This is a genomic window from Albimonas sp., assembly GCF_055129145.1.
In genome coordinates, this window is the sequence record NZ_JBSRTQ010000011.1 from 25,503 (window position 1) to 48,106 (window position 22,604).

General features: G+C 70.5%; 22 protein-coding genes. 14 read left to right on the forward strand and 8 right to left on the reverse strand.

The window, feature by feature from the left end:
- Nucleotides 1-112: 112 nt before the first annotated feature.
- Nucleotides 113-442, reverse strand: a complete 330-nt coding sequence (locus ACTB72_RS03575) for a hypothetical protein (RefSeq protein ID WP_463035611.1) — start codon at nucleotides 440-442, stop codon at nucleotides 113-115.
- Between the two features lie 625 nt (nucleotides 443-1,067).
- Here ACTB72_RS03575 and ACTB72_RS03580 point away from each other — a divergent pair.
- The 6 genes from ACTB72_RS03580 to ACTB72_RS03605 all read left to right on the forward strand — a co-directional run bounded on the left by ACTB72_RS03580 (nucleotide 1,068) and on the right by ACTB72_RS03605 (nucleotide 8,093).
- Complete coding sequence (locus ACTB72_RS03580) at nucleotides 1,068-2,576, forward strand: GMC oxidoreductase (protein WP_463035612.1); 1,509 nt, start codon at nucleotides 1,068-1,070, stop codon at nucleotides 2,574-2,576.
- A 99-nt stretch (nucleotides 2,577-2,675) separates the two neighbouring features.
- Entirely contained in the window at nucleotides 2,676-4,475 is a 1,800-nt protein-coding gene (locus tag ACTB72_RS03585; protein ID WP_463035613.1) for an alpha-amylase family glycosyl hydrolase, read from the forward strand.
- A gap of 382 nt (nucleotides 4,476-4,857) precedes the next feature.
- Nucleotides 4,858-5,430 (forward strand): redoxin domain-containing protein, encoded by a 573-nt coding sequence (locus ACTB72_RS03590; RefSeq protein WP_463035614.1) that lies wholly within the window; start codon nucleotides 4,858-4,860, stop codon nucleotides 5,428-5,430.
- 144 nt (nucleotides 5,431-5,574) lie between these two features.
- Complete coding sequence (locus tag ACTB72_RS03595; RefSeq protein WP_463035615.1) at nucleotides 5,575-6,993, forward strand: cytochrome ubiquinol oxidase subunit I; 1,419 nt, start codon at nucleotides 5,575-5,577, stop codon at nucleotides 6,991-6,993.
- A 3-nt stretch (nucleotides 6,994-6,996) separates the two neighbouring features.
- Nucleotides 6,997-8,001, forward strand: coding sequence for a cytochrome d ubiquinol oxidase subunit II (gene cydB / locus ACTB72_RS03600; RefSeq protein ID WP_463035616.1), 1,005 nt, complete (start codon nucleotides 6,997-6,999; stop codon nucleotides 7,999-8,001).
- Nucleotides 8,001-8,093 carry a DUF2474 domain-containing protein gene (locus ACTB72_RS03605; protein ID WP_463035617.1) on the forward strand — a complete coding sequence of 31 codons (93 nt, stop codon included), beginning with the start codon at nucleotides 8,001-8,003 and terminating at the stop codon, nucleotides 8,091-8,093. Before cydB ends, ACTB72_RS03605 begins: the two co-directional genes overlap by 1 nt.
- Here the strand turns inward: ACTB72_RS03605 and ACTB72_RS03610 are convergent.
- Entirely contained in the window at nucleotides 8,071-8,580 is a 510-nt protein-coding gene (locus tag ACTB72_RS03610; protein ID WP_463035618.1) for an Lrp/AsnC family transcriptional regulator, read from the reverse strand. The two genes, ACTB72_RS03605 and ACTB72_RS03610, sit on opposite strands and share 23 nt — an antisense overlap.
- A 161-nt stretch (nucleotides 8,581-8,741) precedes the next feature.
- Between ACTB72_RS03610 and ACTB72_RS03615 the strand changes: the two genes are divergently transcribed.
- The 6 genes from ACTB72_RS03615 (at nucleotide 8,742) to ACTB72_RS03640 (ending at nucleotide 13,162) form a co-directional block, all read left to right on the forward strand.
- Nucleotides 8,742-9,209 (forward strand): RrF2 family transcriptional regulator, encoded by a 468-nt coding sequence (locus tag ACTB72_RS03615; RefSeq protein ID WP_463035619.1) that lies wholly within the window; start codon nucleotides 8,742-8,744, stop codon nucleotides 9,207-9,209.
- A 134-nt stretch (nucleotides 9,210-9,343) separates the two neighbouring features.
- Nucleotides 9,344-10,387, forward strand: coding sequence for a sulfate ABC transporter substrate-binding protein (locus tag ACTB72_RS03620; RefSeq protein WP_463035620.1), 1,044 nt, complete (start codon nucleotides 9,344-9,346; stop codon nucleotides 10,385-10,387).
- A 3-nt stretch (nucleotides 10,388-10,390) separates the two neighbouring features.
- On the forward strand, nucleotides 10,391-11,230 hold the full coding sequence (cysT, locus tag ACTB72_RS03625; protein WP_463035621.1) for a sulfate ABC transporter permease subunit CysT: 840 nt from the start codon (nucleotides 10,391-10,393) through the stop codon (nucleotides 11,228-11,230).
- A gap of 106 nt (nucleotides 11,231-11,336) precedes the next feature.
- The gene (locus ACTB72_RS03630; RefSeq protein ID WP_463035622.1) at nucleotides 11,337-11,573 is read left to right on the forward strand and encodes a hypothetical protein; all 237 of its coding nucleotides are present in this window, start codon (nucleotides 11,337-11,339) and stop codon (nucleotides 11,571-11,573) included.
- Nucleotides 11,566-12,429 (forward strand): sulfate ABC transporter permease subunit CysW, encoded by an 864-nt coding sequence (gene cysW / locus ACTB72_RS03635; RefSeq protein WP_463035623.1) that lies wholly within the window; start codon nucleotides 11,566-11,568, stop codon nucleotides 12,427-12,429. The genes ACTB72_RS03630 and cysW overlap by 8 nt, the downstream gene beginning before the upstream one ends.
- A gap of 13 nt (nucleotides 12,430-12,442) precedes the next feature.
- Nucleotides 12,443-13,162, forward strand: a complete 720-nt coding sequence (locus tag ACTB72_RS03640) for a sulfate/molybdate ABC transporter ATP-binding protein (RefSeq protein ID WP_463035624.1) — start codon at nucleotides 12,443-12,445, stop codon at nucleotides 13,160-13,162.
- A gap of 66 nt (nucleotides 13,163-13,228) precedes the next feature.
- On the opposite strand, the gene ACTB72_RS03645 is transcribed toward ACTB72_RS03640, so the two are convergent.
- From ACTB72_RS03645 to ACTB72_RS03655, 3 genes are all read right to left on the reverse strand, one after another.
- Entirely contained in the window at nucleotides 13,229-13,702 is a 474-nt protein-coding gene (locus ACTB72_RS03645; protein WP_463035625.1) for a hypothetical protein, read from the reverse strand.
- A 118-nt stretch (nucleotides 13,703-13,820) separates the two neighbouring features.
- Nucleotides 13,821-15,683 carry an AMP-binding protein gene (locus ACTB72_RS03650; RefSeq protein ID WP_463035626.1) on the reverse strand — a complete coding sequence of 621 codons (1,863 nt, stop codon included), beginning with the start codon at nucleotides 15,681-15,683 and terminating at the stop codon, nucleotides 13,821-13,823.
- Nucleotides 15,684-15,781: 98 nt separating this feature from the next.
- Nucleotides 15,782-16,858, reverse strand: coding sequence for an aldo/keto reductase (locus ACTB72_RS03655; protein ID WP_463035627.1), 1,077 nt, complete (start codon nucleotides 16,856-16,858; stop codon nucleotides 15,782-15,784).
- An 86-nt stretch (nucleotides 16,859-16,944) separates the two neighbouring features.
- On the opposite strand from ACTB72_RS03655, the gene ACTB72_RS03660 reads away from it, so the two are divergent.
- Nucleotides 16,945-17,607, forward strand: a complete 663-nt coding sequence (locus ACTB72_RS03660) for a TetR/AcrR family transcriptional regulator (protein ID WP_463035628.1) — start codon at nucleotides 16,945-16,947, stop codon at nucleotides 17,605-17,607.
- Here the strand turns inward: ACTB72_RS03660 and ACTB72_RS03665 are convergent.
- The gene (locus ACTB72_RS03665) at nucleotides 17,579-19,090 is read right to left on the reverse strand and encodes an alpha/beta hydrolase (protein WP_463035629.1); all 1,512 of its coding nucleotides are present in this window, start codon (nucleotides 19,088-19,090) and stop codon (nucleotides 17,579-17,581) included. The genes ACTB72_RS03660 and ACTB72_RS03665 overlap by 29 nt on opposite strands.
- A gap of 330 nt (nucleotides 19,091-19,420) precedes the next feature.
- Here ACTB72_RS03665 and ACTB72_RS03670 point away from each other — a divergent pair, with 330 nt between their 5' ends.
- Nucleotides 19,421-20,428 (forward strand): NAD(P)H-binding protein, encoded by a 1,008-nt coding sequence (locus ACTB72_RS03670; RefSeq protein WP_463035630.1) that lies wholly within the window; start codon nucleotides 19,421-19,423, stop codon nucleotides 20,426-20,428.
- A 79-nt stretch (nucleotides 20,429-20,507) separates the two neighbouring features.
- Here the strand turns inward: ACTB72_RS03670 and ACTB72_RS03675 are convergent, their stop codons facing one another.
- The gene (locus tag ACTB72_RS03675) at nucleotides 20,508-21,749 is read right to left on the reverse strand and encodes a CoA transferase (protein ID WP_463035631.1); all 1,242 of its coding nucleotides are present in this window, start codon (nucleotides 21,747-21,749) and stop codon (nucleotides 20,508-20,510) included.
- Complete coding sequence (locus ACTB72_RS03680; protein WP_463035632.1) at nucleotides 21,746-22,570, reverse strand: HTD2 family dehydratase; 825 nt, start codon at nucleotides 22,568-22,570, stop codon at nucleotides 21,746-21,748. Before ACTB72_RS03680 ends, ACTB72_RS03675 begins: the two co-directional genes overlap by 4 nt.
- Nucleotides 22,571-22,604: the final 34 nt, after the last annotated feature.

Below are 22,604 nucleotides of genomic sequence, written 5' to 3' on the forward strand. Positions count from 1 at the left end.
GATCATGGGGCGCGGCCTGGCCGGTCGGATCCGGCAGGCCTCGCGACCCATTGACGACGGTCCGGCGGCGCCTGTCGGCGCCGCCTGTCGCCGCGGGTGCGCCTGGTCAGGCTCAGGCGGGGATCTCGGCCGGCGCGCCATCCACCCGCACCTCGCCCGCCACGTTGTCGACCACCACGTGGCAATCGTAGAGCGTCAGGGTCGGGCGCACGCCGAAGCGGGACTCCATCCAGGCCGGCCATTGGTCGTCGAACCAGGCCTCGGCGTTCTCGCGGCTGTCGAACATGTAGACGCCGCCGCCCCCCGCCTCGCCGTTGAGGTAGTGCTTGGACTGCAGGCCCTTCACCTCCCGGTAGATCTTGCTGGACGCGAGCGCGCCCTGGATGGCGGCGTCGCGCGCAGGCTTGGGACTGCGCGGGATCTGGACGAGCGCGATGATCATGGGTCTTTCCTCCCGTTTCTCGTATCCGCCCGCGGCGCCCGGGGGCGGTCCCCGATCAGACGCCCGCGCCGCCCGCGGATCAAGTCCCGCACGAATATTTCGCCTCAACCCCGGCTTGCGATTGAAACGAACCGCGCGCAAGGTGAGGCCAGTTAACGCTAGAGCAGGTTGCCAGGCGAGGCGCTGACATGGCCCCGATCCAGCCGGCCGGGACGGTCGCATGACCGCCCGGCTTCAAGACCGAACGAGCGGGGCGTCGGGCGCCTTTCTCGCCGACTGGCGGCCGACCGCGCAGGTTGTGGTCGCCGTCGGGATCATGGCGGCGGCGCCGCCGCCCGACGCCTGCCATCCCCGCCCGACCATTCCCGTCCGCCCGCGCCGCCCGGCCGAGACGGGCGCGCATCGGGTCGGGACCACGACGCTCGACAAACGGAAGGCGGAGGCGGGACGGGAGGTCCGCCTCATCGCCGCCGCGCCGGGACGGACCGGCGCGCCGACGCGACCGCGCGCGCAGCTCTGAGCGCGGGAGGGCGACCCGGGAGACGACCCAAGCCGCAAAGGCGAAGACGAAGGGGAGGACAAGCATGGACCAACGGACCCAGGGATCCCGGCGGAGGGCGCAGCCGTGACCCGCACCATCTACGAGGCGGTGGTGATCGGCAGCGGCTTCGGCGGCTCGGTCACCGCGGCGCGGCTGGCGGAGGCCGGCGTGCGCACCCTGCTGCTGGAGCGCGGCCCCTGGTGGGACACGGTGCCCACCCGCTCGATGGGCATCCGGACCCGCGCGCCCCTGCCCCGCGGGTTCGGAATGCTGAAACGCTCGGTCCGCACGCTGAACGGGGGGCGGGTGCCGCGCGGGCGGCTGACGCTCAACACCCACGGCATGCTGGAATTCTTCTGGTCGCCGGGGATGGAGGTGATCTGCGCGTCGGGCGTCGGCGGCGGCAGCCATGTCTATTCCGCCGTGCATCGCCGCCCCGCCGCGCCCGACTACTGGGACGGGCATGTGGACGGGATCTCCGAGGAGAGCATGGCCCCCCACAACGCCGCCTTTCTCAAGCGCATCGGCTCCGTCGTGCCCGGCCCCCACAACCGGCCGCCCGGCTCGTCGCGCGAGCGCTACCACAACGACCCGAATTTCGAGCCGGCGGCGGCCAAGGTCGAGGTGCGCGCGGGCTTCCTGCTGCCCGAGGATCCCGCCGCCCCGAAGAAGATCCGCGACGAGAACGGGGTCGAGCGCTGGGAGGCGGATTATTTCTCCAACGACAACGGCTTTCTCGGCTCGCCCTCGGGCGCGAAGTCGACGCTCGACATCCGCTATCTGGCCAGGGCGCTGAAGGCGGGGCTGGAAGTGCGCGACATGGCAGAGGCGACCGTGATCCGCGCCACCGGCGAGCCCCGCGCGCGTTACGAGATCGAGACGACGGACCTGCGCACCGGCCTGCGCCGCCGCTGCAGCGCCGAAAACGTGATCGTGGCCGCCGGCGCGATGAACACCCTGCGCCTGCTGCTGGCGAGCGTGCAGGCCGAGGCGCTGCCCGCGATCCCCGGCCTCGGCCAACGGTTCAGCGGCAACGGCGACATGCGCGGCTTCTGGGACCTGAACGAACCCGGCACGGATCTGACCCGGGGCCTGCCCAGCAAAGGCGGGATCGTGCTGCGCGACGCGCAGGAGCCGCGGGTCTCGGTCGGGCTGAACAACCTGCCCAGCCTCGACCACTGGCCGATCCCGGCGCGGTGGCGCGATCGGCTGAAACGCGGCTCGGTCGCCTCGGCGATGGGGGTGGACGCGGCCGACGGGGTGGTGCGGCTGGAGGGGCGGCGGCTGAACATCGACTTCAACCCCGGGAACAGCCCGATCTACGCGCGGGTCTACGACACGATGCAGGAGCTGGCCCGGCGCAGCGGCGGGCGGATGCGGATGGGGCGGCGGCCATCGAGCGTGCATCCGATGGGCGGCGCCTGCCTCGGCCGTCCGGAGGCGGGGGGCGTGGTCGGCGCGGCCGGCGAGGTGCATGGCCAGCCGGGGCTGTTCGTGGCCGACGCCGCCGCCCTGCCCGCCCCGGTCGCGGCGCCCCCCACCCAATCCATCGCGGCCTGGGCGGAGAACGTGGCCGCGCGCTTCATCGCCTGAGGGCGCGCATCAAAAGAGGCCATTGCTTCCGATCCCGGAGACGAGAATGATGCGCCCAGGGCCCGCTTCGCTTCGAAGCGGTCCGCAGGAGAGCCCGAAATGCACGACACCCTGGCAGCCCCGGTCGCCGTCGGCATGGGGGCGACCCTGGGCGCGACGGGCGTGAGCTTCCGCGTCTGGGCGCCCCACGCCGATGCGGTCTTCGTCATCGGCGAGTTCAACGACTGGACCGACGACGCCGACCCGATGACCAACGAGGGCGAGGGCTACTGGGCCGCCCACCTGCCCCATGCCGCCGCCGGCCACGAATACCGCTACCGCATCGTCGCGGGCGAAGAGGCGGTCGCCCGGATCGACCCCTACGCCCGCGAGGTGACCAATTCCGTCGGCAACGGCGTGGTCTTCGACACCGATTACGACTGGGGCGACGACGGATTCGAGACGCCGGACTGGAACCGTCTGGTGATCTACGAGATGCATATCGGCACCTTCCACCGCGACGACGACGAGACGCCCGGCGGCTTCGCCGAGGCGACCGCCAAGTTCGGGCATCTGCGCAAGCTCGGCGTCAACGCCATCCAGATCATGCCGATCCAGGAATTCGCCGGCGACCTCAGCTGGGGCTACAACCCCGCCCATATCTTCGCGATCACAAGCAGCTACGGCGGCCCCAACGCCTTCAAGGATTTCGTGCGCGCCGCCCATGCCAGCGGCTTCGCGGTGATCCTCGACGTGGTCTACAACCATTTCGGGCCCTCGGACCTCGACCTCTGGCAATTCGACGGCTGGTCGGAGAACGACAAGGGCGGGATCTATTTCTACAACGACCACCGCTCCGACACGCCCTGGGGGGATACGCGGCCCGATTACGGGCGCGGCGAAGTGCGCCACTTCATCCGCGACAACGCGCTCTACTGGCTTGAGGATTACCGCGTCGACGGGCTGCGCTTCGACATGACGCTCTATATCCGCACCATCTCGGGCGACGAGGCGAGCGAGGACGACGCGCTCCCCGAAGGCTGGAGCCTGATGCAGTGGATCAACGAGGAGGTGGCCGAGCGGTTCCCCGGCCGCATCACCATCGCCGAGGATCTGCGCCAGAAGGACGCCGTCACCGGCCCGACCCATGAGGGCGGCGCGGGCTTCGGCGGGCAGTGGGACGCGGCCTTCGTGCACCCGATCCGGGAGGTGCTGATCGCCGAGCACGACGCCGACCGCTCGATGGAGGCGGTGGTCGCAGCCCTGACCCACACCTACAATGGCGACCCGTTCGAACGGGTGATCTACACCGAAAGCCATGACGAGGTGGCCAACGGCAAAGCCCGCGTGCCCCATGAGATCGACGGCGACGGCGACGCCGGGTGGGCGGCGCAGAAACGCTCCACCCTCGGGGCCGCGCTGATCTTCACCAGCCCCGGCATCCCGATGATGTTCCAGGGGCAGGAGTTCCTGCAGGGCGCGTGGTTCGACGACGCCGTGCCGCTCGACTGGGATCTGGACGAGACCTTCCGCGGCATCACCCGGCTTTACCGCGACCTGATCGCGCTCCGCCTCGACCGCAAGGGCGGAACCGGGGGGCTTTCGGGGCGCGAGGTCGAGGTGCTGCTGATCGACGACGCGCGCAAGCTGGTGGTGTTCCTGCGCCGCGACAACGAGGGCGACGACGGCGTTCTGGTGGCGATGAACTTCGGCCAGGAGCCCGCCCGTGACATGCGGGTCGGCCTGCCCGCCGGCGGGACCTGGCGGCTTCGGCTCAACACCGACTGGCAGGGCTACAGCGCGGATTTCGCGGGGTTCGAGTCCCATGACCTCGAGGCCGAAGAGACCGGGCAGGACGGGCGGCCCTTCTCGGGAAGCATCGGCATCGGCTCCTACACCGCGCTGATCTATTCGCGGTGACCGGGGTCGGGGCTGGGGTCGGGGCCGGATGACGGGAGGGGCCACCTCCCGTCATCGGCGGGCGGCGCGATCCGGTCCAGCAGCTGCGCCCGGTTCGACGCGATGTCGGCGAACGTGAGCCCGTCGAGCACCGCCATGAACGCCCGCGTCGCGGCAGCGCGGGCGCGCGCAAGGCCGCCCGCTGCAGGATGCGCAGGGCGCAGTTGCGCCAGCTGGTCGGGTTCAAGCCGGACGACATCGAGGCCCCGCCGCCGGGCCCGACGCCGCCGGGTGCGACACCAAAGATATATTCAAAATATATATTTCGAGCGATAAGAGACCCATGGGTCCGGCGTCCCGCTCCCCGAGGGCGAGGCGGCGGAACCTGCGAAAGGATACCTCGATGAGCCTCCATATCGGCGACATCGCCCCGGTCCGCACCACCGAGATCGGCCGCACCGCTCAACTGGCCGGCGCATTCGCCCGGCGCCGCCTAAAGCCCCTCGGCCTCTCGACCGACGAGGTCGCGTCGCATCCGAGCTGGACCGACGACGTCAACGCCACCCAGCATAGCACCTTGGGCATTCCCCTCATCGCCGACCCCGAGGGCCGGGTCGCGCGTCTCTGCGGCATGATCCACGCGCATGAGCGCGCGACGGGGGCGCAGCGCTCCGCGTTCATCATCGACCCGGACAAGACCATACGCCTGACCCTGGCCTATCCGACGAATGTCGGGCGCGACGTCGACGAGATCCTGCGGGTGATCGATGCCCTGCGCACCGCCGGCGCCCATCGCGTGGCCGCGCCCGCCGACGGGACGCCGGGGGATGCGGCGATCCTCCCGACCTCGATCCGGGACGACGCGGCGAAGACGCTGTTTCCGCAGGGCCGGACCGAGGCCCGCCCCGACCTGCGCGCCACGACGCTTTCGCCGCGCGACAAACCTGCGCGCGACGCCCCGGGCGTCACGGGCTAAACCTGCGCAACGACGTTCCGGCCGCGCAGGCGCCCCGCGCGGCATCACGCGCCTGAGCGAAGCGCGGCGCGCGCGACCACACCGATTCCCTCCGGCGCGCCCGGCGGGTACGGCGGCATCCCTCCCGATACGAGGCCAAGCCCCATGCTCAGCGACTTCTCCGCCATCGATCTGGCCCGCTTCCAGTTCGCCTTCACCATCTCCGCCCATATCATCTTCCCGGCCTTCTCCATCGGGCTGGCGAGCTTCCTGGCGGTGCTGAACGGCCTGTGGCTCTGGACCCGGGACGAGGCCTATCTGCGGCTCTTCGACTACTGGAAGACCATCTTCGCGGTGGTGTTCGGCATGGGCGTCGTGTCGGGCATCGTGATGTCCTACCAGTTCGGCACCAACTGGTCGGTGTTCTCCGACAAGACCGGGCCGATCCTGGGGCCGCTGATGGGCTACGAGGTGCTGTCGGCGTTTTTCCTGGAGGCGGGTTTCCTCGGCATCATGCTGTTCGGACGGGAGCGGGTGGGCGAGAAGCTGCACATGGCCGCCACCGCCATCGTCGCCATCGGCACCCTCTTCTCCGCGTTCTGGATCCTCAGCGTGAACAGCTGGATGCAGACGCCGCAGGGCTATTCGATCAACGAGGTCGGCCAGTTCGTGCCCGAGGACTGGTGGGCGATCATCTTCAACCCGTCCTTCCCCTATCGGCTCGTGCACATGGTGCTCGCGGCCTATCTGACCACCGCCTTCGTGGTCGGCGGCGTCGGGGCCTGGCACCTGCTGCGCAGCCGCGAAAGCCGGGGGGCGGCGATCATGTTCTCGATGGCGATGTGGATGGCGCTGATCGTGACGCCGATCCAGATCGTCGCGGGCGACATGCATGGCGTGAACACGCTGGAGCATCAGCCCGCCAAGATCGCCGCGATGGAGGGCCATTTCGAGAGCTTTCCCGAGGGCCGCGCGCCGCTGATCCTGTTCGGCATCCCCGACGACGAGGCCGGCGTCACCCGCCACAAGGTGGAGATCCCGCTGCTCGGCTCGCTGATCCTGACCCACGGGCTCGACGCCCCGATCCAGGGCCTCGACGCCTTCCCCGAGGATGAGCGGCCCAAATCGGCGCTGATCTTCTGGACCTTCCGCATCATGGTCGCCATCGGCTTCGCCATGCTGGGGCTCGGCCTCTGGTCGGGCTGGGCGCGGCGCAAGGGCCGGCTTTACGACACGCCCTGGCTGCACCGCGCGGCGGTCCTCATGGGCCCCTCGGGGTTCCTGGCCGTGCTCTGCGGCTGGATCACCACCGAGGTCGGCCGCCAGCCCTTCACCGTCTACGGCCTGCTGCGCACCTCGCAAAGCGCGGCCCCCCTGCAGGCCGAGGCGGTCGGCGCCTCGCTGATCGCCTTCATCGTCGTCTATTTCTTCGTGTTCGGCGCCGGCACGTTCTACGTGATGCGCCTGATGAGCAAACGCCCGCGGGACCGGATCGACATCGACGACATCGGCCCGACCCGGACGGCGGGCGTCACGCCCGTCGCCGGCAACCCGTCCCAGCCGCACGCGAATGTGGGGGAATAGGCCATGGAATTCGATCTCTCCTTCATCTGGGCCGGGCTGATCGCCTTCGCGGTGCTGGCCTATGTGCTGCTCGACGGCTTCGACCTCGGCATCGGCATCCTGTTCCCGTTCCTCAAGGACCGGGACGAGCGGCATCTGGCGATGAACACCATCGCCCCGGTCTGGGACGGCAACGAGACCTGGCTGGTGCTGGGCGGCGGCGGGCTTTTCGCGGTGTTCCCGCTGGCCTACGCCATCGTGATGCCGGCGCTTTATCCGTTGATCATCGCCATGCTGCTGGGCCTGATCTTCCGCGGCGTGGCCTTCGAATTCGTACATCGCACAAAGCGCATGCAGGGGTTCTGGGAGATCGGCTTCTGGGGCGGCTCGCTGGTCGCGACCATCGCGCAGGGCATGGCGCTGGGCGCGCTGGTGCAGGGCATCGAAGTGGACGGGCGGGCCTATGGCGGCGGCGCCTGGGACTGGCTTACGCCGTTTTCGGTCCTGACCGCGGCGGCGCTGCTGGTGGGCTACGCCACGCTGGGCGCGACCTGGCTGATGCTCAAGACCGAGGGCGAGACCCATGACCGCGCCCGCCGGTTCGCCCTGCCGCTCGGCGTGGCGCTGGTCGGGCTGATCGGGGGGGTGAGCCTGCTCACGCCATTCCTGCGGCCGGAATATCTCGACCGCTGGTTCGGCTGGCCTTCGGGCGCGTGGAGCGTGATCGTGCCGCTGCTGATGGCGGTCGCGGTGTGGCGGTTCTGGGTCGGCCTGCGCGACGGCGGCGACCGCGCGCCGTTTCTGGCCACCGTGGCGATCTTCGTGCTGTCCTATGCGGGCCTTGGCGTCAGCTTCTACCCCAACCTGGTGCCGCCGAGCCTGACCATCGACGAGGCCGCGGCCCCCGACGCCTCGCTGTGGTTCCTGCTGGTCGGCGCGGCGGTGCTGATCCCGATGATCCTGATCTACACCGCCTATTCCTACTGGGTGTTCCGCGGCAAGATCGGCCATGGCGACGGTTATCACTGATGCGCCGCTGGCTGTGGTTCGCGGGGATGTATCTCGCCGGCATCGCGGTGATCGGGACCATCGCCTTCATCATCCGCTCGGTCCTGATCTGACCGGGTCGCGGCGGTCCTGGCCCATCAGGGCGGTCAGCGGCAGGGCGGTGTCGACCTTCACCCGCTCCACCGCGAAGAACGAAGTGAGCGAGCGGATGCGGCAGGCGGCGGAAAGCGTCTCGCACAGACGGTCGAAGGCGGCCATGTCGGGGGCCACGACCCGCAGCAGGAACGCGTGCGCCCCCGCGAGGCGATAGACGTCGCGCACCGGCTCCAGCGTCTCGACGGCGACGAGGAAGCCTGCGCGCCATTCGGCGGTATGCGCCTCCGCCTCGACCGTGACGAAGGCGGTGAGGGCGAGGCCGAAGGCGTCGGGCTCGAGCAGCGCGACGCGCCCGCGGATCACGCCGGCCGCCTCATGCTTCTGGATGCGCTTCCAGCAGGGCGTCTGCGACAGGCCCGCCTGTTCGGCGATCCTGGCCACGGGAACCGTCGCATCCCTTTGCAGGATATCGAGAATTTTCAAGTCGATCCGGTCGAAGGTCATCGCGCCGCTCCCTGGAATGTGACGTTCGATGAGGTCAGCATGACAGATTTCCCATAAAAGTCGATCAGGTTTATCGTGTTTACGGCGCGAGTCTCGCTTTCCCCGCCGATCCTGATAAAGTCGACCCGGTCAGTCGCGCTTTCCGGGATCCTTCGCCACCGATGATCACCCACAAGACCAAATACGCGATCAAGGCGCTGATGACCCTCGCCGACGAAAAGGCGGGCCGAGCCGAGGCGCTCAGGATCGAGGACATCGCCGAGCGCTCGGGCGCGCCGAAGCGGTTCCTGGAGCATATCCTGCTCGATCTGAAGCGGGCCGGCCTGATCGGCAGCCGACGCGGGCGCAAGGGCGGCTACGAGCTGATCAAGGAGCCGAAGCGGATCTCGCTCGCCGAAGTGCTGCGCCTGATCGACGGGCCGCTGGCGCCGCTGCCCTGCCTTTCGCGCCGCGCCTATCAGCGCTGCGAGGACTGCACGGACGAGAAAACCTGCCGGGTGCGCGCGGTTTTCGGCGGATTCTACGCGGCTTACATCCTGATGATCGAGTCGCTGACGCTGGCCGATCTGCAGGAGGACGCGTCCTCGCTGGAACGTTTCGCCCTGCCTGAGGCCGCTGCGGGAGAATGATCCGCTAAAAACACGACCCAAAAGAGCGTGATTCTTCCTTTGCTAATCTCGATTAACTCTGTCGATATTCAGGTGTCGGGCGCCTCAGCGGCCAGGCGCTGAAGCGCCCGACAGGTTTATCAAAGGAGATCAGCATGTTGCGCACCCTTCCTCATCTGGAAAAAGCCCCCGCCCTGCTCGCCCGCCGGGGCCGCGGCGCGGTTCTCGCGGCGACGATCCTGCTCGCCTTCGGCGGCGGGCCCGGGACGGCGCAGGCGCAGGTCGAGATCCTCAACGTGTCCTACGACCCGACGCGCGAGTTCTACCGGGCGTATAACGAGCTCTTCAACGCCTGGTGGACCGCGCAGGGCCATGCGGCCGTCACCATCCAGCAGTCCCATGGCGGGGCCGGCGCCCAGGCGCGGGCGGTGATCGACGGGCTCGAGGCGACGGTGGTCACGCTCGCGCTCTCGGCCGACATCGACGCCATCGCCGAGCGGTCGGGCCGCATTCCCGCCGACTGGCAGGCGCGGCTGCCGCACAACTCGTCGCCCTACACCTCGACCATCGTGTTCCTGGTGCGCGAGGGCAATCCCAAGGGCATCAAGGACTGGGACGACCTGACCAGGGACGGCATCGCGGTCATCACCCCCAATCCCAAGACCTCCGGCGGGGCGCGGTGGAACTTCCTCGCCGCCTGGGCCTATGCGCAGAAGAACGGCCTCGATCCGCGGGAATTCGTCGGCGCGATCTATCGCAACGTGCCGGTGCTCGACACCGGGGCGCGCGGCTCGACCACCACCTTCACCCAGCGCGGCCTCGGCGACGTGCTGCTGGCCTGGGAGAACGAGGCCTTCCTCGCGCTCGACGAACTGGGCGAGGGCGCCTTCGACATCGTGGTCCCCTCGGTCTCGATCCTGGCCGAGCCGCCGGTGACGCTGGTCGACGCCAACATCAGGTCCGACGCGCAGCGCGAGGCGGCTGAGGCCTATCTCGAGCATCTCTACAGCCCCGAGGCGCAGGCGCTGGCGCTGCGCCACTACTACCGCGCCTGGGACACCTCCGCCGCGGCCCCCGAGGATGTGGCGCGCTTCCCCGAAGTGACGCTCGCCAACATCGCGGATTTCGGCGGCTGGGCGGCGGCGCAGCCGGAATATTTCGCCGAAGGCGGCGTCTTCGACCAGATCTACGAGGAGTGAGCGATGAGGGCGGGTCTTCTGCGCTCGCCCTCTCCCCTTCCGGGGTTTGGGCTGAGCTTCGGGATCATGATGGCGGCGCTGTCCATGGTGGTCCTGCTTCCCATCGGGGCGCTCCTGAGCCGCGGGCTCGCCATCGGGCCGGCCGAGCTGTGGGACATGGTCAATTCCCGCCGCATCTGGTCGGCGCTGAGCCTGTCGTTCCGCGCCGCGCTGGTCGCCTCGCTGTTCAACCTGGTGTTCGGGCTGCTGCTCGCCTGGGTGCTGGTGCGCTACCGCTTCTGGGGGCGCCGGCTGGTCGACGCGGCCGTCGACCTGCCCTTCGCGCTGCCGACCGCGGTGGCCGGCATCGCGCTGACCGCGCTCTACGCGCCCAACGGGATCTTCGGCCAGGCGCTGGCCCCGCTGGGCATCAAGGTCGCCTACACGGAGGTCGGCATCTGGATGGCGCTGATCTTCATCGGCCTGCCCTTCGTGGTGCGCACCGTGCAGCCGGTGATCGAGGAGCTCGACCGTGAAGTCGAGGAGGTCTCCGCCACGCTCGGCGCGAACCGGGCCCGCACGCTGCGCCGGGTGATCCTGCCGACGCTGACCCCGGCGCTGCTGACCGGCTTCGCGCTCGCGCTCGCGCGGTCGGTGGGGGAATACGGCTCGGTGATCTTCATCGCCGGCAACATCCCGAACCTGACCGAGATCGCGCCGCTGCTGATCGTGATCCGGCTCGAGGAATACAATTACGACGCCGCCGCGGCGATCGGGATCGCCATGCTGCTGATTTCGTTCGCGATGCTGCTGGCCATCAACATCATTCAGATCTGGAGCAGACGGAGGATCGGCCTTGTTTGAACACTCGAAGCATACGTTCCGGCGCCGCTGCGACGCGCCCCCGGGCCACGATGTCCGCTGCGCTCCCCCGGGCGCGGATCTCCGCGACGCGCCCGGGGGCGCGGGCATGGCGCTGGCCGCCCTGCTGGGGCTGGGCGGCCTGATGCTGGCCGGCGCCGTCTGGATCGCAGGGGCCGGACCTGGCTGGGCGCTTCTCACCTGGCTGCTGGCCGGACCGAGCGGACTTCTGGTGTTCGCGACCCGGACGAACCGCGGCGGCCGCGGTCCGCGGCAGGATCGCGGGGACGGGCGCCGCCGATCCCGCAGCCTCGACGCCTATCGCGGGAGCGCCGTGCATGTCTGACGTCGCATGGGCCGGTCACGAGCCGGTGACCAGCGAGCCGCGCCGCGTGCGTCGCCTGCTGATCGGAACGGTGCTGATCCTGATCTCGGCGCTGCTCTTCGCGCCGCTGATCGTGGTCTTCGCCGAGGCGCTGCGGCAGGGAGCGGGGGCGGCGGCCGCGAGCCTCGCCGCCCCCGACGCCCGCTCCGCCATCCGGCTGACCTTGACCGTCGCCGCCATCGCGGTGCCGCTCAACGCGATCTTCGGCGTCGCCGCCGCCTGGGCGATCACCAAGTTCGACTTCCGCGGCAAGGCGTTCCTGGTGACGCTGATCGACCTGCCGTTCTCGGTGTCGCCAGTGGTGGCCGGGCTGGCGCTGGTCCTGCTCTTCGGAGCCAATTCGACCTTCGGGGCCTGGCTGATCGCCAACGACATGAAGATCGTCTTCGCCTTCCCCGGCATCGTGCTCGCCACCCTGTTCGTGACCTTCCCGTTCGTGGCGCGCGAGCTGATCCCGGTGATGATCGAACAGGGCCAGGCCGAGGAGGAGGCGGCGCTGACCCTCGGCGCCACCGGCTGGCGGGCCTTCTTCACCGTGACCCTGCCCAACATCCGCTGGGCGCTGCTCTACGGCGTGCTTCTGTGCAACGCGCGCGCCATGGGGGAATTCGGCGCGGTCGCCGTCATCTCCGGCAAGATCCGGGGGGAGACCACCACGATGCCGATCATGATCGAGATGCTCTACAACGAATATCTCTCGGTCGCGGCCTTCTCGCTCGCAGCGGTTCTGGCCGCGCTGGCGCTCGTCACCCTCGCCCTCAAATCCCTTCTCGAATGGCGTCACGCGGACCTGCTGGCCGCGACGCGCCGTCATTGACCGGAGCGATCCCATGCATATCGACATCGACGAACTGGCCAAGGAATTCGGCACGTCGCGGGCGCTGCATCCGGTGTCGCTCGCCATACCCTCCGGCGCGCTGATCGCGCTGCTGGGGCCGTCGGGCTCGGGCAAGACCACGCTGCTGCGCATCCTCGGCGGACTGGAATTTCCGACCTCGGGGCGGGTGCTGTTCGACGGGGAGGATGCGACCGGGCTCAGCGTGCAGGAACGCCGCGCGGGTTTCGTCTTCCAGCACTACGCGCTCTTCCGGCACATGACGGTGTTCGAGAACATCGCCTACGGCCTGCGCGCCCGGCCGCGGCGGGAGCGGCCCAACGAGGCCGAGATCGGGCGGCGGGTGAACCGGCTTCTGGACCTGATCCAGCTGCCCGGCATCGGGGCGCGCTACACCAGTCAGCTCTCGGGCGGGCAGCGGCAGCGGGTGGCGCTGGCCCGGGCGCTGGCCATCGAGCCGCGGATGCTGCTGCTCGACGAGCCCTTCGGCGCCCTCGACGCGAAGGTCCGCAAGGAGCTGCGCCAGGGCCTGCGCGAGATCCATGACGCCACCGGCCTGACCACGGTCTTCGTGACCCATGATCAGGAGGAGGCGATGGAGCTCGCCGATCTGGTGGTGGTGATGTCGATGGGACGGATCGAGCAGGTGGGCAAGCCGGCCGAGATCCGCGCCAGGCCCGCCACCGATTTCGTCCGCGCCTTCACCGCCGTGTAGGGCGACAGAGCCGTGTGACGACGTTAAAGGTCGGCGCCGCGCCCCATGAGGCGCGGCGCCGTCATGTCACCACTGCTGCTGGGCGGCCTTGTCGGCGCGGGCGACCTGCTTGGCGGTGCAGCCCTGCGACCCGCTGCGCCGGCCGTCCTTGCCGTAAGTGACCGTGCAGCCGTCGTTGAAGGTGGCCTGCCCGGCGCCGGTCCGGAGCTTCTGGAAGTTCAGCCCGCCGCCCCCGCGATCCGAGGTCTCCTCCTGCACGGCCCGGTCGGCGCGCTCCACCTGCTCGGGACGGCAACCCTGCGAGCCGGAGCGTCGCCCGTCGTTGCTGTAGGTCACCGTGCAGCCGTTGGTGTAGCGCACGGCGGTCGCGCCGTTGGCCTGGCGCGAAACCGCCGGCATGCCGCCGCCGGGGGCGGGAGCGGAGGCTGCGGGGACGATGGGACGCTGCGCCGTGGGCCGCGAATAGCCCGTCTCCTGCGCGCAGGCGGAAAGCGCGAGGCTTCCGCCCATCAGCAGCGTCGCGAGAAGCGCGTATTTCATTTGGAACCACCTGTTCTGACTGGCCGATTTAGGCTTGGTTCCTCATGAAGTAGCTCGCCCACGGGGTCTCGGCAAAATATTATGCGCTTTTGGGTTGAGCGCGGGCCCCCCGCCGGGCTCAGGCCACGGCGACCACCGCCTCGAACAGATAGGCCGACAGCGCCTGTTCGACCGCGGGGGCGGCGCCGCGGGCCGAGGCCGGCAGCGTCACCTCGATGCGCAGGCCGCGGGGGCCGCCTTCCGCCGCGCTGACCTTCGCGTCAGGCAGCGAAAGCGTGTCGCGCAGGAGACCGCCGATCATCCACGCCGCCGCCTCGCAGCGCAGGCGGGGCTTGTAGATCTTCCCCACGGAGGTCACCGGGATCTCGTCCACCACATGGAAGACCTTGGGCCAGGCCGGCCGCTCGCCGATGGTGCGCTGGGCATGGTCGCGCAGCTCCACCTCGGTCACCGTCGCGCCCTCGCGCAGGGTCACGAAGCAGACCGGCAGCTCGCCCGCATAGGCGTCGGGCATGCCGACCGCGGCGGCGAGGGTCACGTCCGGATGCTCCGCCATGGCGTTCTCGATCATCACCGGATCGATGTTGTGGCCCGAGCGGATGATCAGGTCCTTCGATCGCCCGGCGATGCGGATGCGCCCGTCGGGGTCGACATAGCCGAGATCGCCGCTGTTGAGCACGCCGCCCTCCAGCACGCCCTTGCCATAGGCCGGGTTGTGATAGCCCGGGGAGACGTTGGGGCCGCGCACCGCGATCACCCCGATCTCGCCCGGGTCGCAGGGCGCGCCGAGCCTCCCGTCCGCCTCCAGCCGGCGGACCGTCACCTCGGTATAGGGCAGCGGCCAGCCGACCGAGCCGATGCCAGGCTCCCCCGCCACCGCGTCGAGCGCGATCAGGCCCGAGGTCTCGGTCATGCCATAGACCTCGTAAAGATCGCGCCCGGTCACCTTGCGGAACTTCGCGCCCACCGCCGGAGGCAGCAGGGCCGCGCCGCAGAACCCGGCGCGGACGCGGGAGATGTCGGCGCCGTCCAGCGGAACCTCCAGCACCGCCCCGATGGAGGTGGGGACCGCGCCGACCAGCGTCGCGCCATGCTGGGCCACCAGCCGCCAAAAACCTTGCACCATGGCGGGCGTGCGCAAGCCTCCGGGCGACATGATCAGGAGCCCCGCGCCCGCCATGAACGGGCTGAGCGCGCAGAAGATCGTGCCGCCGACATGGAACAGCGGCAGCGTGGCGGTCAGCGTGTCGGTCCCCTTCATGTCCGCGAGCGCCGCCCCGCCGAGCGCGGAGGCGAGCTGCCCCGCATGGCTGTGCGCCACCAGCTTCGGCGTGCCGGTGGTGCCGCCGGTGTGGAAATAGGCGGCCACGTCGTCGCCCTGGCCCGGCGCGCCGAAGCTCAGCCGGTCCTCGGGCTGGGCGGCGAGGGCGTCGTGGAAGTCGAGCACCCCTTCGGGCGCGGGCTGGCCGGGCGCGCCGACGCGCAGCACGATCAGGCCGGGGATCATCGCGCGCAGATGCTCGGCCTTCTCCCAGATGTCGAGCACCGGATGCGGGCCCAGCGCCACCAGGATCTTCGCGCCCGAGCTGCGAATCAGCTCGACGATAGGCTCGACCTGGAGCAGGAAGTTGATCGGCACGGCGAAGCCCGCCGTCTCGGCGCCCCAAAGGGCGACATGGGTCTCGATCAGGCTCGGCAGCATGTAGGCGACGCCGGGGCGCGGGCCGGCGAGGTCGACGAAGAGGTTGGCGGCCTGGCGGATCCGGCCGAGGAGGCCGGCATAGGTGATGCGGCGCGGCTGCTCGTCCTCGGCGCCGGTCATCAGCAGGGTGATCGCGGTCCGCTCGGGATGGTCGCGCGCGCCGGCGACGAAGATGTCGAGCACGCTCCGCTCCGGCAACCGCTGGGCGAGGGTCATCTCCGTCTCGAAGCGCGCGAGGTCGCCGCGGTTGCGGATCGGAAAATCGTTGAGAACCGCCATGGGTCGCATCCTTCGCAAGGCCGGCGCCTGCGTCAGGCGACGCGGGAAATGGGCCCTGCGCGGCGGCGCCTGTCAACCTTGCGCGCGGGTCCCTGCCTCTATTCGTTCCAGCCCCGCACGTCGTGGCCGCCATAGATCATGCGCCGGATCATCGGCGCCGCGAGGCTCGCCGAAAACCCTGCCTCCGGCGCGCTGACCTGGTCGAGCCGGGCCGTCTGATCTTCGGTCAGGCGGATCCCGGCGGCGGCGATGCTGCCGGTCAGCTGGGACGTCGTGCGCGCGCCGATCAGGGTGGAGGCGACGCCGGGGCGCGCCATCGCCCAGGCGAGCGCGATCTGCGCGGGCGGGCGATCCCGCTCCGCCGCCACCTGCCGCAGGACCTCCAGGATCGCCCAGTTCCGGTCGGTGAACTTGCTGTCGCCGAAAGGGTTGGCGCCGCTGAGCCGGCCGCTGCCCGAGGTATCCTCGCGCCGGTATTTGCCGGTCAGGAACCCGCCGGCGAGCGGGCTCCACGGCATCACGCCCATCCCGGCCTCGCGCGAAGCGGGGATGTGCTCGGCCTCCACGTCGCGGGCGACGAGCGAATATTCCACCTGCATCGCGATGGGCCCGGGCGCCCGACGCTCGGATGCGATGGTCGCGGCCTTCATCGCCAGCCAGGCCGGCATGTCGGAGAAGGCGTAATGGCGGATCTTGCCGGCGCGCACCAGGTCGCCCAGGGTCTGCACGATCTCCTCGACCGGGGTGACGCCGTCCCAGATGTGCATCCAGTATAGGTCGATATGGTCGGTCCCCAGCCGCTTCAGCGAGGCGTCGAGCGCGCGGTGGATGTTTTTCGCCCCCGCCCCTCCCGCATGGGGGTTTCCCGCGCGCCCGGCCTGGGCCGCCAGCGGACTGCGTGAGCCGTTGAAGCCGAATTTGGTGGCGAGCACGATCTCGTCCCGCGACCTGGTGTCCTTGATGAAAGCGCCGACCAGCGCCTCGCTGGCGCCCCCCGAATAGATGTCGGCGGTGTCGACGAAATTGCCGCCCGCCTCGCGATAGGCGTCGAAGATCGCCCGCGCGCCGGCGGCGTCGACGCCCCAGTCGCCGGGGCCGAAGGTCATCGCGCCGAGGCAGAGCGGGCTGACCACGAGGCCGGATCGCCCGAGGGCGCGATAGGCCGTGAGGGGCATGGGTGGGCTCCGATATTTCGTAGCGAACGATATGAAACACTTCTGCGGCTTGCGCGGCCCTGTCAACGGCTTTAATATCGATCGCTATGAAACCCGCCGACCTCCCGCCCCGCAAGACCGGACGTCCGCTGTCCTTCGACCGCAAGGAGGCGCTCGAAAAGGCCATGCTGGCGTTCTGGCGCAGCGGCTATGAGACGACCTCCATCGCCGATCTGACCGCGGCGATGGGGATCACGGCGCCGAGCCTCTACGCGGCCTTCGGCAACAAGCGGGCGTTGTTTCTGGAGGCGATGCGGCTTTACGCCGGCGACCGCGCGGCGCTGGCGCAGGCGATGCGCGCCGCGCCGACGGCCCGGGAGGCGGTGGCGAGCATGCTGCGCGAGGCGGCCGCGCTCTACACCGGCGCGGCGACGCCGACGGGCTGCCTGCTGGCCAGCGCCGCGGCGACCGGGTCGGCGGAGGCGGCGGATGTGCGCGACGCGGTCGCGGCCGAGCGGCGGGGCGTGCGGGCGCTGATCATCGGCCGGATCGAGAAGGATATCGGGCGCGGGGCGCTCGCGCCCGATATCCCATCGGGGGCGCTGGCCGATCTCGCGATCGCGGTGATGCAGGGCATGTCGGTCCTGGCCCGCGACGGCGCGGATCGGCCGGCGCTGCTGGCGGTGGCGGAAGCGTCGATGTGCGGCTGGGACGCTTGGCAGAGCCAGGCCGCGCCCCCGATCAGCCCGCGGCGAACAGCGGAAACGTGACGCCCAGCGCCCAGGCGAGGCAGAGGCCGAGGCCAAGCCCCGCCGCGAGCCAGCCGCCGCGACGCCCGATCCATCGTCCCATCGCGCCATGGACCAGGAAGAACAGCAGCAGGATCGGCAGGACGATGAAGAGGAACATCAGCCGCTCGGGGTCGAGCGCCGCGGCGCCGCCGAGCGACGCCAGAAGCGCCACCCGCGCCGCGATCCGCCGCCACCAGACCCCGCGCCCGCCGCCGGTGACCAGGCTGTCGGCGACCATGAACGGCGCGGTCCCCACGAAAAGGCAAGCGATGATCGCCAGACGCTCGGCATTGGGCGCGAAGCTCGCGACATAGCGGTCCATCGTCAGCCCGAAGGCGGCGATCCCCCACAGGGCCAGCAGCGCGACCCCCGGCCAGGAGACGCCGCCTCGATCCAGGCGCCATGGCCGTGCGATCACGATCTGCAGCCCGCCGTAAAGCGCGAGATGCAACGCCAGATAGTCCGCCACCAGCACCGGCAGGAACGACAGGCGCAGCGGCACGCAGACCAGCGGCGCGAGGATCGCCGGGGCAAGGATCGCCCCCCAGAACCGGCGGGCGGAGATTTCCGGGGTCGGCGTCGCGCGTTTCGGCAGCAGCGCGACCAGCGGGCGCAGCAGCGCGACGATGCCCGCCAGCATGAGCAGAATCCAGGGGCCGCGGGCGAGGATCGGGCCCTCGCTGGTCCGCCCGAAGGCCTCGTCGAGCCAGGCGCGGGCCTCTCGCAACGCCGTGGCGCTGAACAGGATGCCGACATGCTCCACCCCCGGCGCGGCCAGGGCGCGCCGGGAGACGTCGCCGGCGACGACGGTCTCGCCCTCCTCCGCGTCCGGGTCCACCTGACGGACGGCGTCGAGTCCGACCCGGCGCAGCGCCCCCTCGTATTCGCCGGCGATGGCGAGCAGGCGCTTCGGCCCGGTCGCCGTCACGGCCTGCGAGAACATCGACAGCGCCACGACCGCGGCGACCGGCCGGCCCGCCGCCCGCTCCTCCAGCGCCGCGCGCACGATGATGTCGGTCGCCATGGAATGACCGAGCAGCGCCGCGCCCTCGACCCCCGGCAGGGCCCGGCCGGCTTCCAGAACCCTTCGGGTCTCGGCCACCAGCAGGCTTGTGGTCCCATCGATGGCGGTCACGTCGCCGGACATCGGCGTGGGGTTGCGACCGTGCCCCTCGAAATCGAAGGCGACGACGACGTAGCCCGATTGCGCGAGGGTCAGCGACCAGGACTGCATCATCGGGCGCGAGCCCGCGAAACCATGCGCCACCACCACCAGCGGGCCGGTTCCGCCCGGGCGGCGGTAGACCGTGGCCGGGGTCGTGCCGACCGCGCGTTCGGAGATCTCCAGCCCCGCGCGGCCCCGCTCCAGGTTGACCACCGACAGCGCGATGGCGAGCAGCGCCGCGAAGGCGAGGAGCCACAGGGCGACATGGCGTTTCATCGACGACCTGGCGTCAGGCATGGGCGGCCGTCGGCCCACGGCGATCAAACGATCGGCCGGCGCGGGCATGGCGGACCGACCGCATGAAAGAACGGACGCGTCTCCGAAGAACGGCGGAGCGTCCGACCAACCGCCTGCGGGACGCATGGTCATGCCCTCCGCAGGTCTCGGGCGACCGCGGTTCGGGGACATCGGCGACGAGCGACGCGCTCGGGTCCATTCCGGCAACGAACTCCTGTGTTGTCAGCCTATGGGTAGCGACTAGTCTGGGCGACGGCCATCCCCGCATCGGGGGGGGCTTCGCGGCGCTTGATCGGCGCTTCCGCGCCCCCGCTCTCGCCCCGGATGGCCATGACCGACACCCATCCTTCCGCAGCATCGCCCGACCTCTCGCCGCATCCCCGCCGGGTGATGCTGCTCGGCGCCACCGGCACCATCGGGAGGGCGACGGCGCGGGCGCTGGTCGCGCGCGGGCATGATGTGGTGTGCTTCGTGCGGCCGAAGCCCGGCGCGGAGGCGCGGTTCGAAGGCGCGACGCTGCGGTTCGGGGATGCGACCGATGCGGCCTCGCTCGCCCGCGACGGGTTCCGGGGCGAGCGGTTCGACGCGCTGGTCTCCTGCCTCGCCTCGCGCACCGGGTCGCCCAGGGACGCCTGGGCGGTGGATCACGCGGCGCATGTGGGCGCGCTGGCGGCGGCGCGGGCGGCCGGCGTCGGACAGATGGCGCTGCTGTCGGCGATCTGCGTGCAGAGGCCGCTATTGGAATTCCAGCGCGCGAAACTCGCCTTCGAGGCGGCGCTGATCGCCTCCGGCCTGACCTATTCCATCGTGCGGCCGACCGCGTTCTTCAAGTCGCTGTCGGGACAGGTGGCGCGGGTGCAGCGGGGCAAGCCGTTCCTGATGTTCGGCGACGGGACCCTGACCGCGTGCAAGCCCATCGGGGACGAGGACCTCGGCCGTTATCTCGCGCTATGCCTCGACGAGCCCGCGCTGCGCGACCGCATCCTGCCCATCGGCGGCCCCGGCCCCGCGATCACGCCGCGCGATCAGGCGGAACACCTCTTCGCGCTGCTGGGGCGGGCGCCGAAGTTCAAGCACGTGCCGGTGGCGCTGCTCGACACGATCCAGAGGGGTCTGGCCGCCCTCGGCCGGATCAGCCCGAAGATGGCGGAGAAGGCGGAGCTGGCGCGCATCGGGCGATATTACGCGACCGAGTCGATGCTGGTCCTCGACCCCGCCACCGGGCGCTACGACGCCGACGCCACGCCCTCCTTCGGATCGGACACGCTGTTCGACCACTACGCCCGCCTGATCCGGGGCGAGGTCGCGACCGATCTCGGCGACCATGCGGTGTTCTGAGCCCGACCCCCCTTGATCGACGACGTCCGACGGCGGCGAGGGGGGGCGCGCCGTCGGACGTCCGGTCGCCTGCGCCCAGTCAGGAAGCGCGGCGACGCTCGCGACGCGGCGCGCTCTGCACCACGCCCGCGTCGAACAGCGACGCGATCTCCGTATCGGGCAGACGGGCGACGTCGGCCAGGATCTCCTCGGTATGCTCGCCAAGCTCCGGGGCCGGGCGCGGCGCTTCGCGCGGGTCGCTCGAGAAGGCGAAGGGCGTGCCGGGAACCCGGTAGGTCCCGATGCCCGGCTGTTCGACGCGCGAGAACATGGGGTTGTCGAGCGAGAGGTCCGGATCTTCGGCCAGCGCCCGGGCGAAGTCGCGGAATTCGGACCAGGTGACGCCGGCCTTGTCGAAGCTCTCGGCGAAATCGGCGACGCGGCGGGCCGCGAACCAGGGGGCGAGGATCTCGGTGATGCGATGGCGATGCGTCCAGCGCGCGCCCTCGTCGCCGAGGTCGACGCCCAGCTCCGCCTCCAGCCCCGCCACCGCCTCGCCCGTTCCGGTGACTTTCAACAGGTTGCGCCACTGCCGGTCGGTGAGCCCGATGACCATCACGCGGCGTCCGTCGGCGGTCGAAAAGTCCTGGCCGTAAGCGCCGTAGAGCGCGTTGCCCGACCGCGCCCGGCCCTCGCCGTTCAGCTCGACCTCGCCGATGATGCCCAGATGGCCGAGCATGGCCGCGCCCACGTCCTTCAGCGTCAGGTTGACCTCGGAGCCCTGCCCGCTGCGCAGCCGGCGACGCTCCGCCGCCAGCAGGCCGGAGACCACCATGTTGCCCGCGATGCAGTCCCAGGCGGGCAGGACATGGGCGACCGGGGTGTCCGACCCCTCCGGCCCCGTCGCATGCGGAAAGCCCAGCGAGGGGTTCACGGTGTAGTCCACCGCCGGGCGTTCGCGCCGGTCGCCGGCGAGGGTGACCATGCAGAGGTCCGGGCGATGGCCCGACAGCGTCTCGTAATCCATCCAGCCGCGCACCCGCAGGTTGGTCAGGAACAGGCCCGCGTCGTCGCCGGGCGCGCAGATGATCCGGGTGATCAGCTCCCGCCCCCGCGGGCTTTTCATGTCCACGGCGATGGAGCGTTTGCCCTTGTTGAGCCCCGCCCAGAACAGGCTCCGCCCATTGCGCGCCAGCGGCCAGCGGCCGGCGTCGAGCCCCCCTTCCAGCCGGTCGAAGCGGATCACGTCGGCACCCATCTGCGCCAGCGTCATGCCCGCCAGCGGCACCGCGACGAAGGCCGAACCCTCGACCACCCGCATGCCCTGAAGAATGCCGCTCATGCCATGCACTCCATCTCGGCCTGCAACCCCTGGGTTCCCGCGGGCGAGGCGGTGCAGAGGTCGAGCTTGTCCTCTCCGGGCCGGCGGGCGCCGATCAGGCGCAGATCGTGGTCGTGGAACATCGGATGCACTCCCTTGAACCGGAACCGCCGCGGCGGGTTTCCGGCGTGGCGGCAGGCGGCGTCGATCAGGAGCATCGCCTGAAGGGGCCCATGCGTGACCAGCGCGGGGTATTTCTCCGCCTCCCGCGCATAGGCCAGGTCGTAATGAATGCGGTGGCTGTTGAAGGTGGCGGCCGAGAAGCGGAAGAGCCGCGCCTCGCTCATGCTCACCGTCTCGTCGAAGTCGGTGGTCTCGGGCGCGGGGATGGCGCGGGGGGCGCGCCACGGGTCGGGGATGGCGAGATAGACGATGTCCTGCAGCTCCCGCACCTCGCCCAGCGCGCCTTCGATGCGATGTTCGACCTGGACGAAGACCATGGATCCGGCCGCGCCGGTCTTCTCGGTGACGGAAAGAATCTCCGAGCGGCGGCGCAGCGGCTCGCCGATCACCAGCGCGCCCTCCCAGCTCAGGCGGCCGCCGGCCCACATGCGTCGGGGCAGCGGCACAGGCGGCAGGAAGCCGCCGCGCGCGGGGTGGCCGTCGGGGCCGAGCTCGGCCATCGGGACGAATTCCGGGAACGCCGCCCAGTGCCAGAGCGGCGGCATCGGCGCGCCGGCGCTATGGTCGTAGCTCGGCGCGGACGGGTGGGAGAGCGACGCGCCCAGCATGCCGGCGACCTGCTCGGGCAGCGCGCCGTCATGGCTCTGAGTGCGACCCACCCATGTCCGGAGGTCGACGGCTCCAACCTCGCGC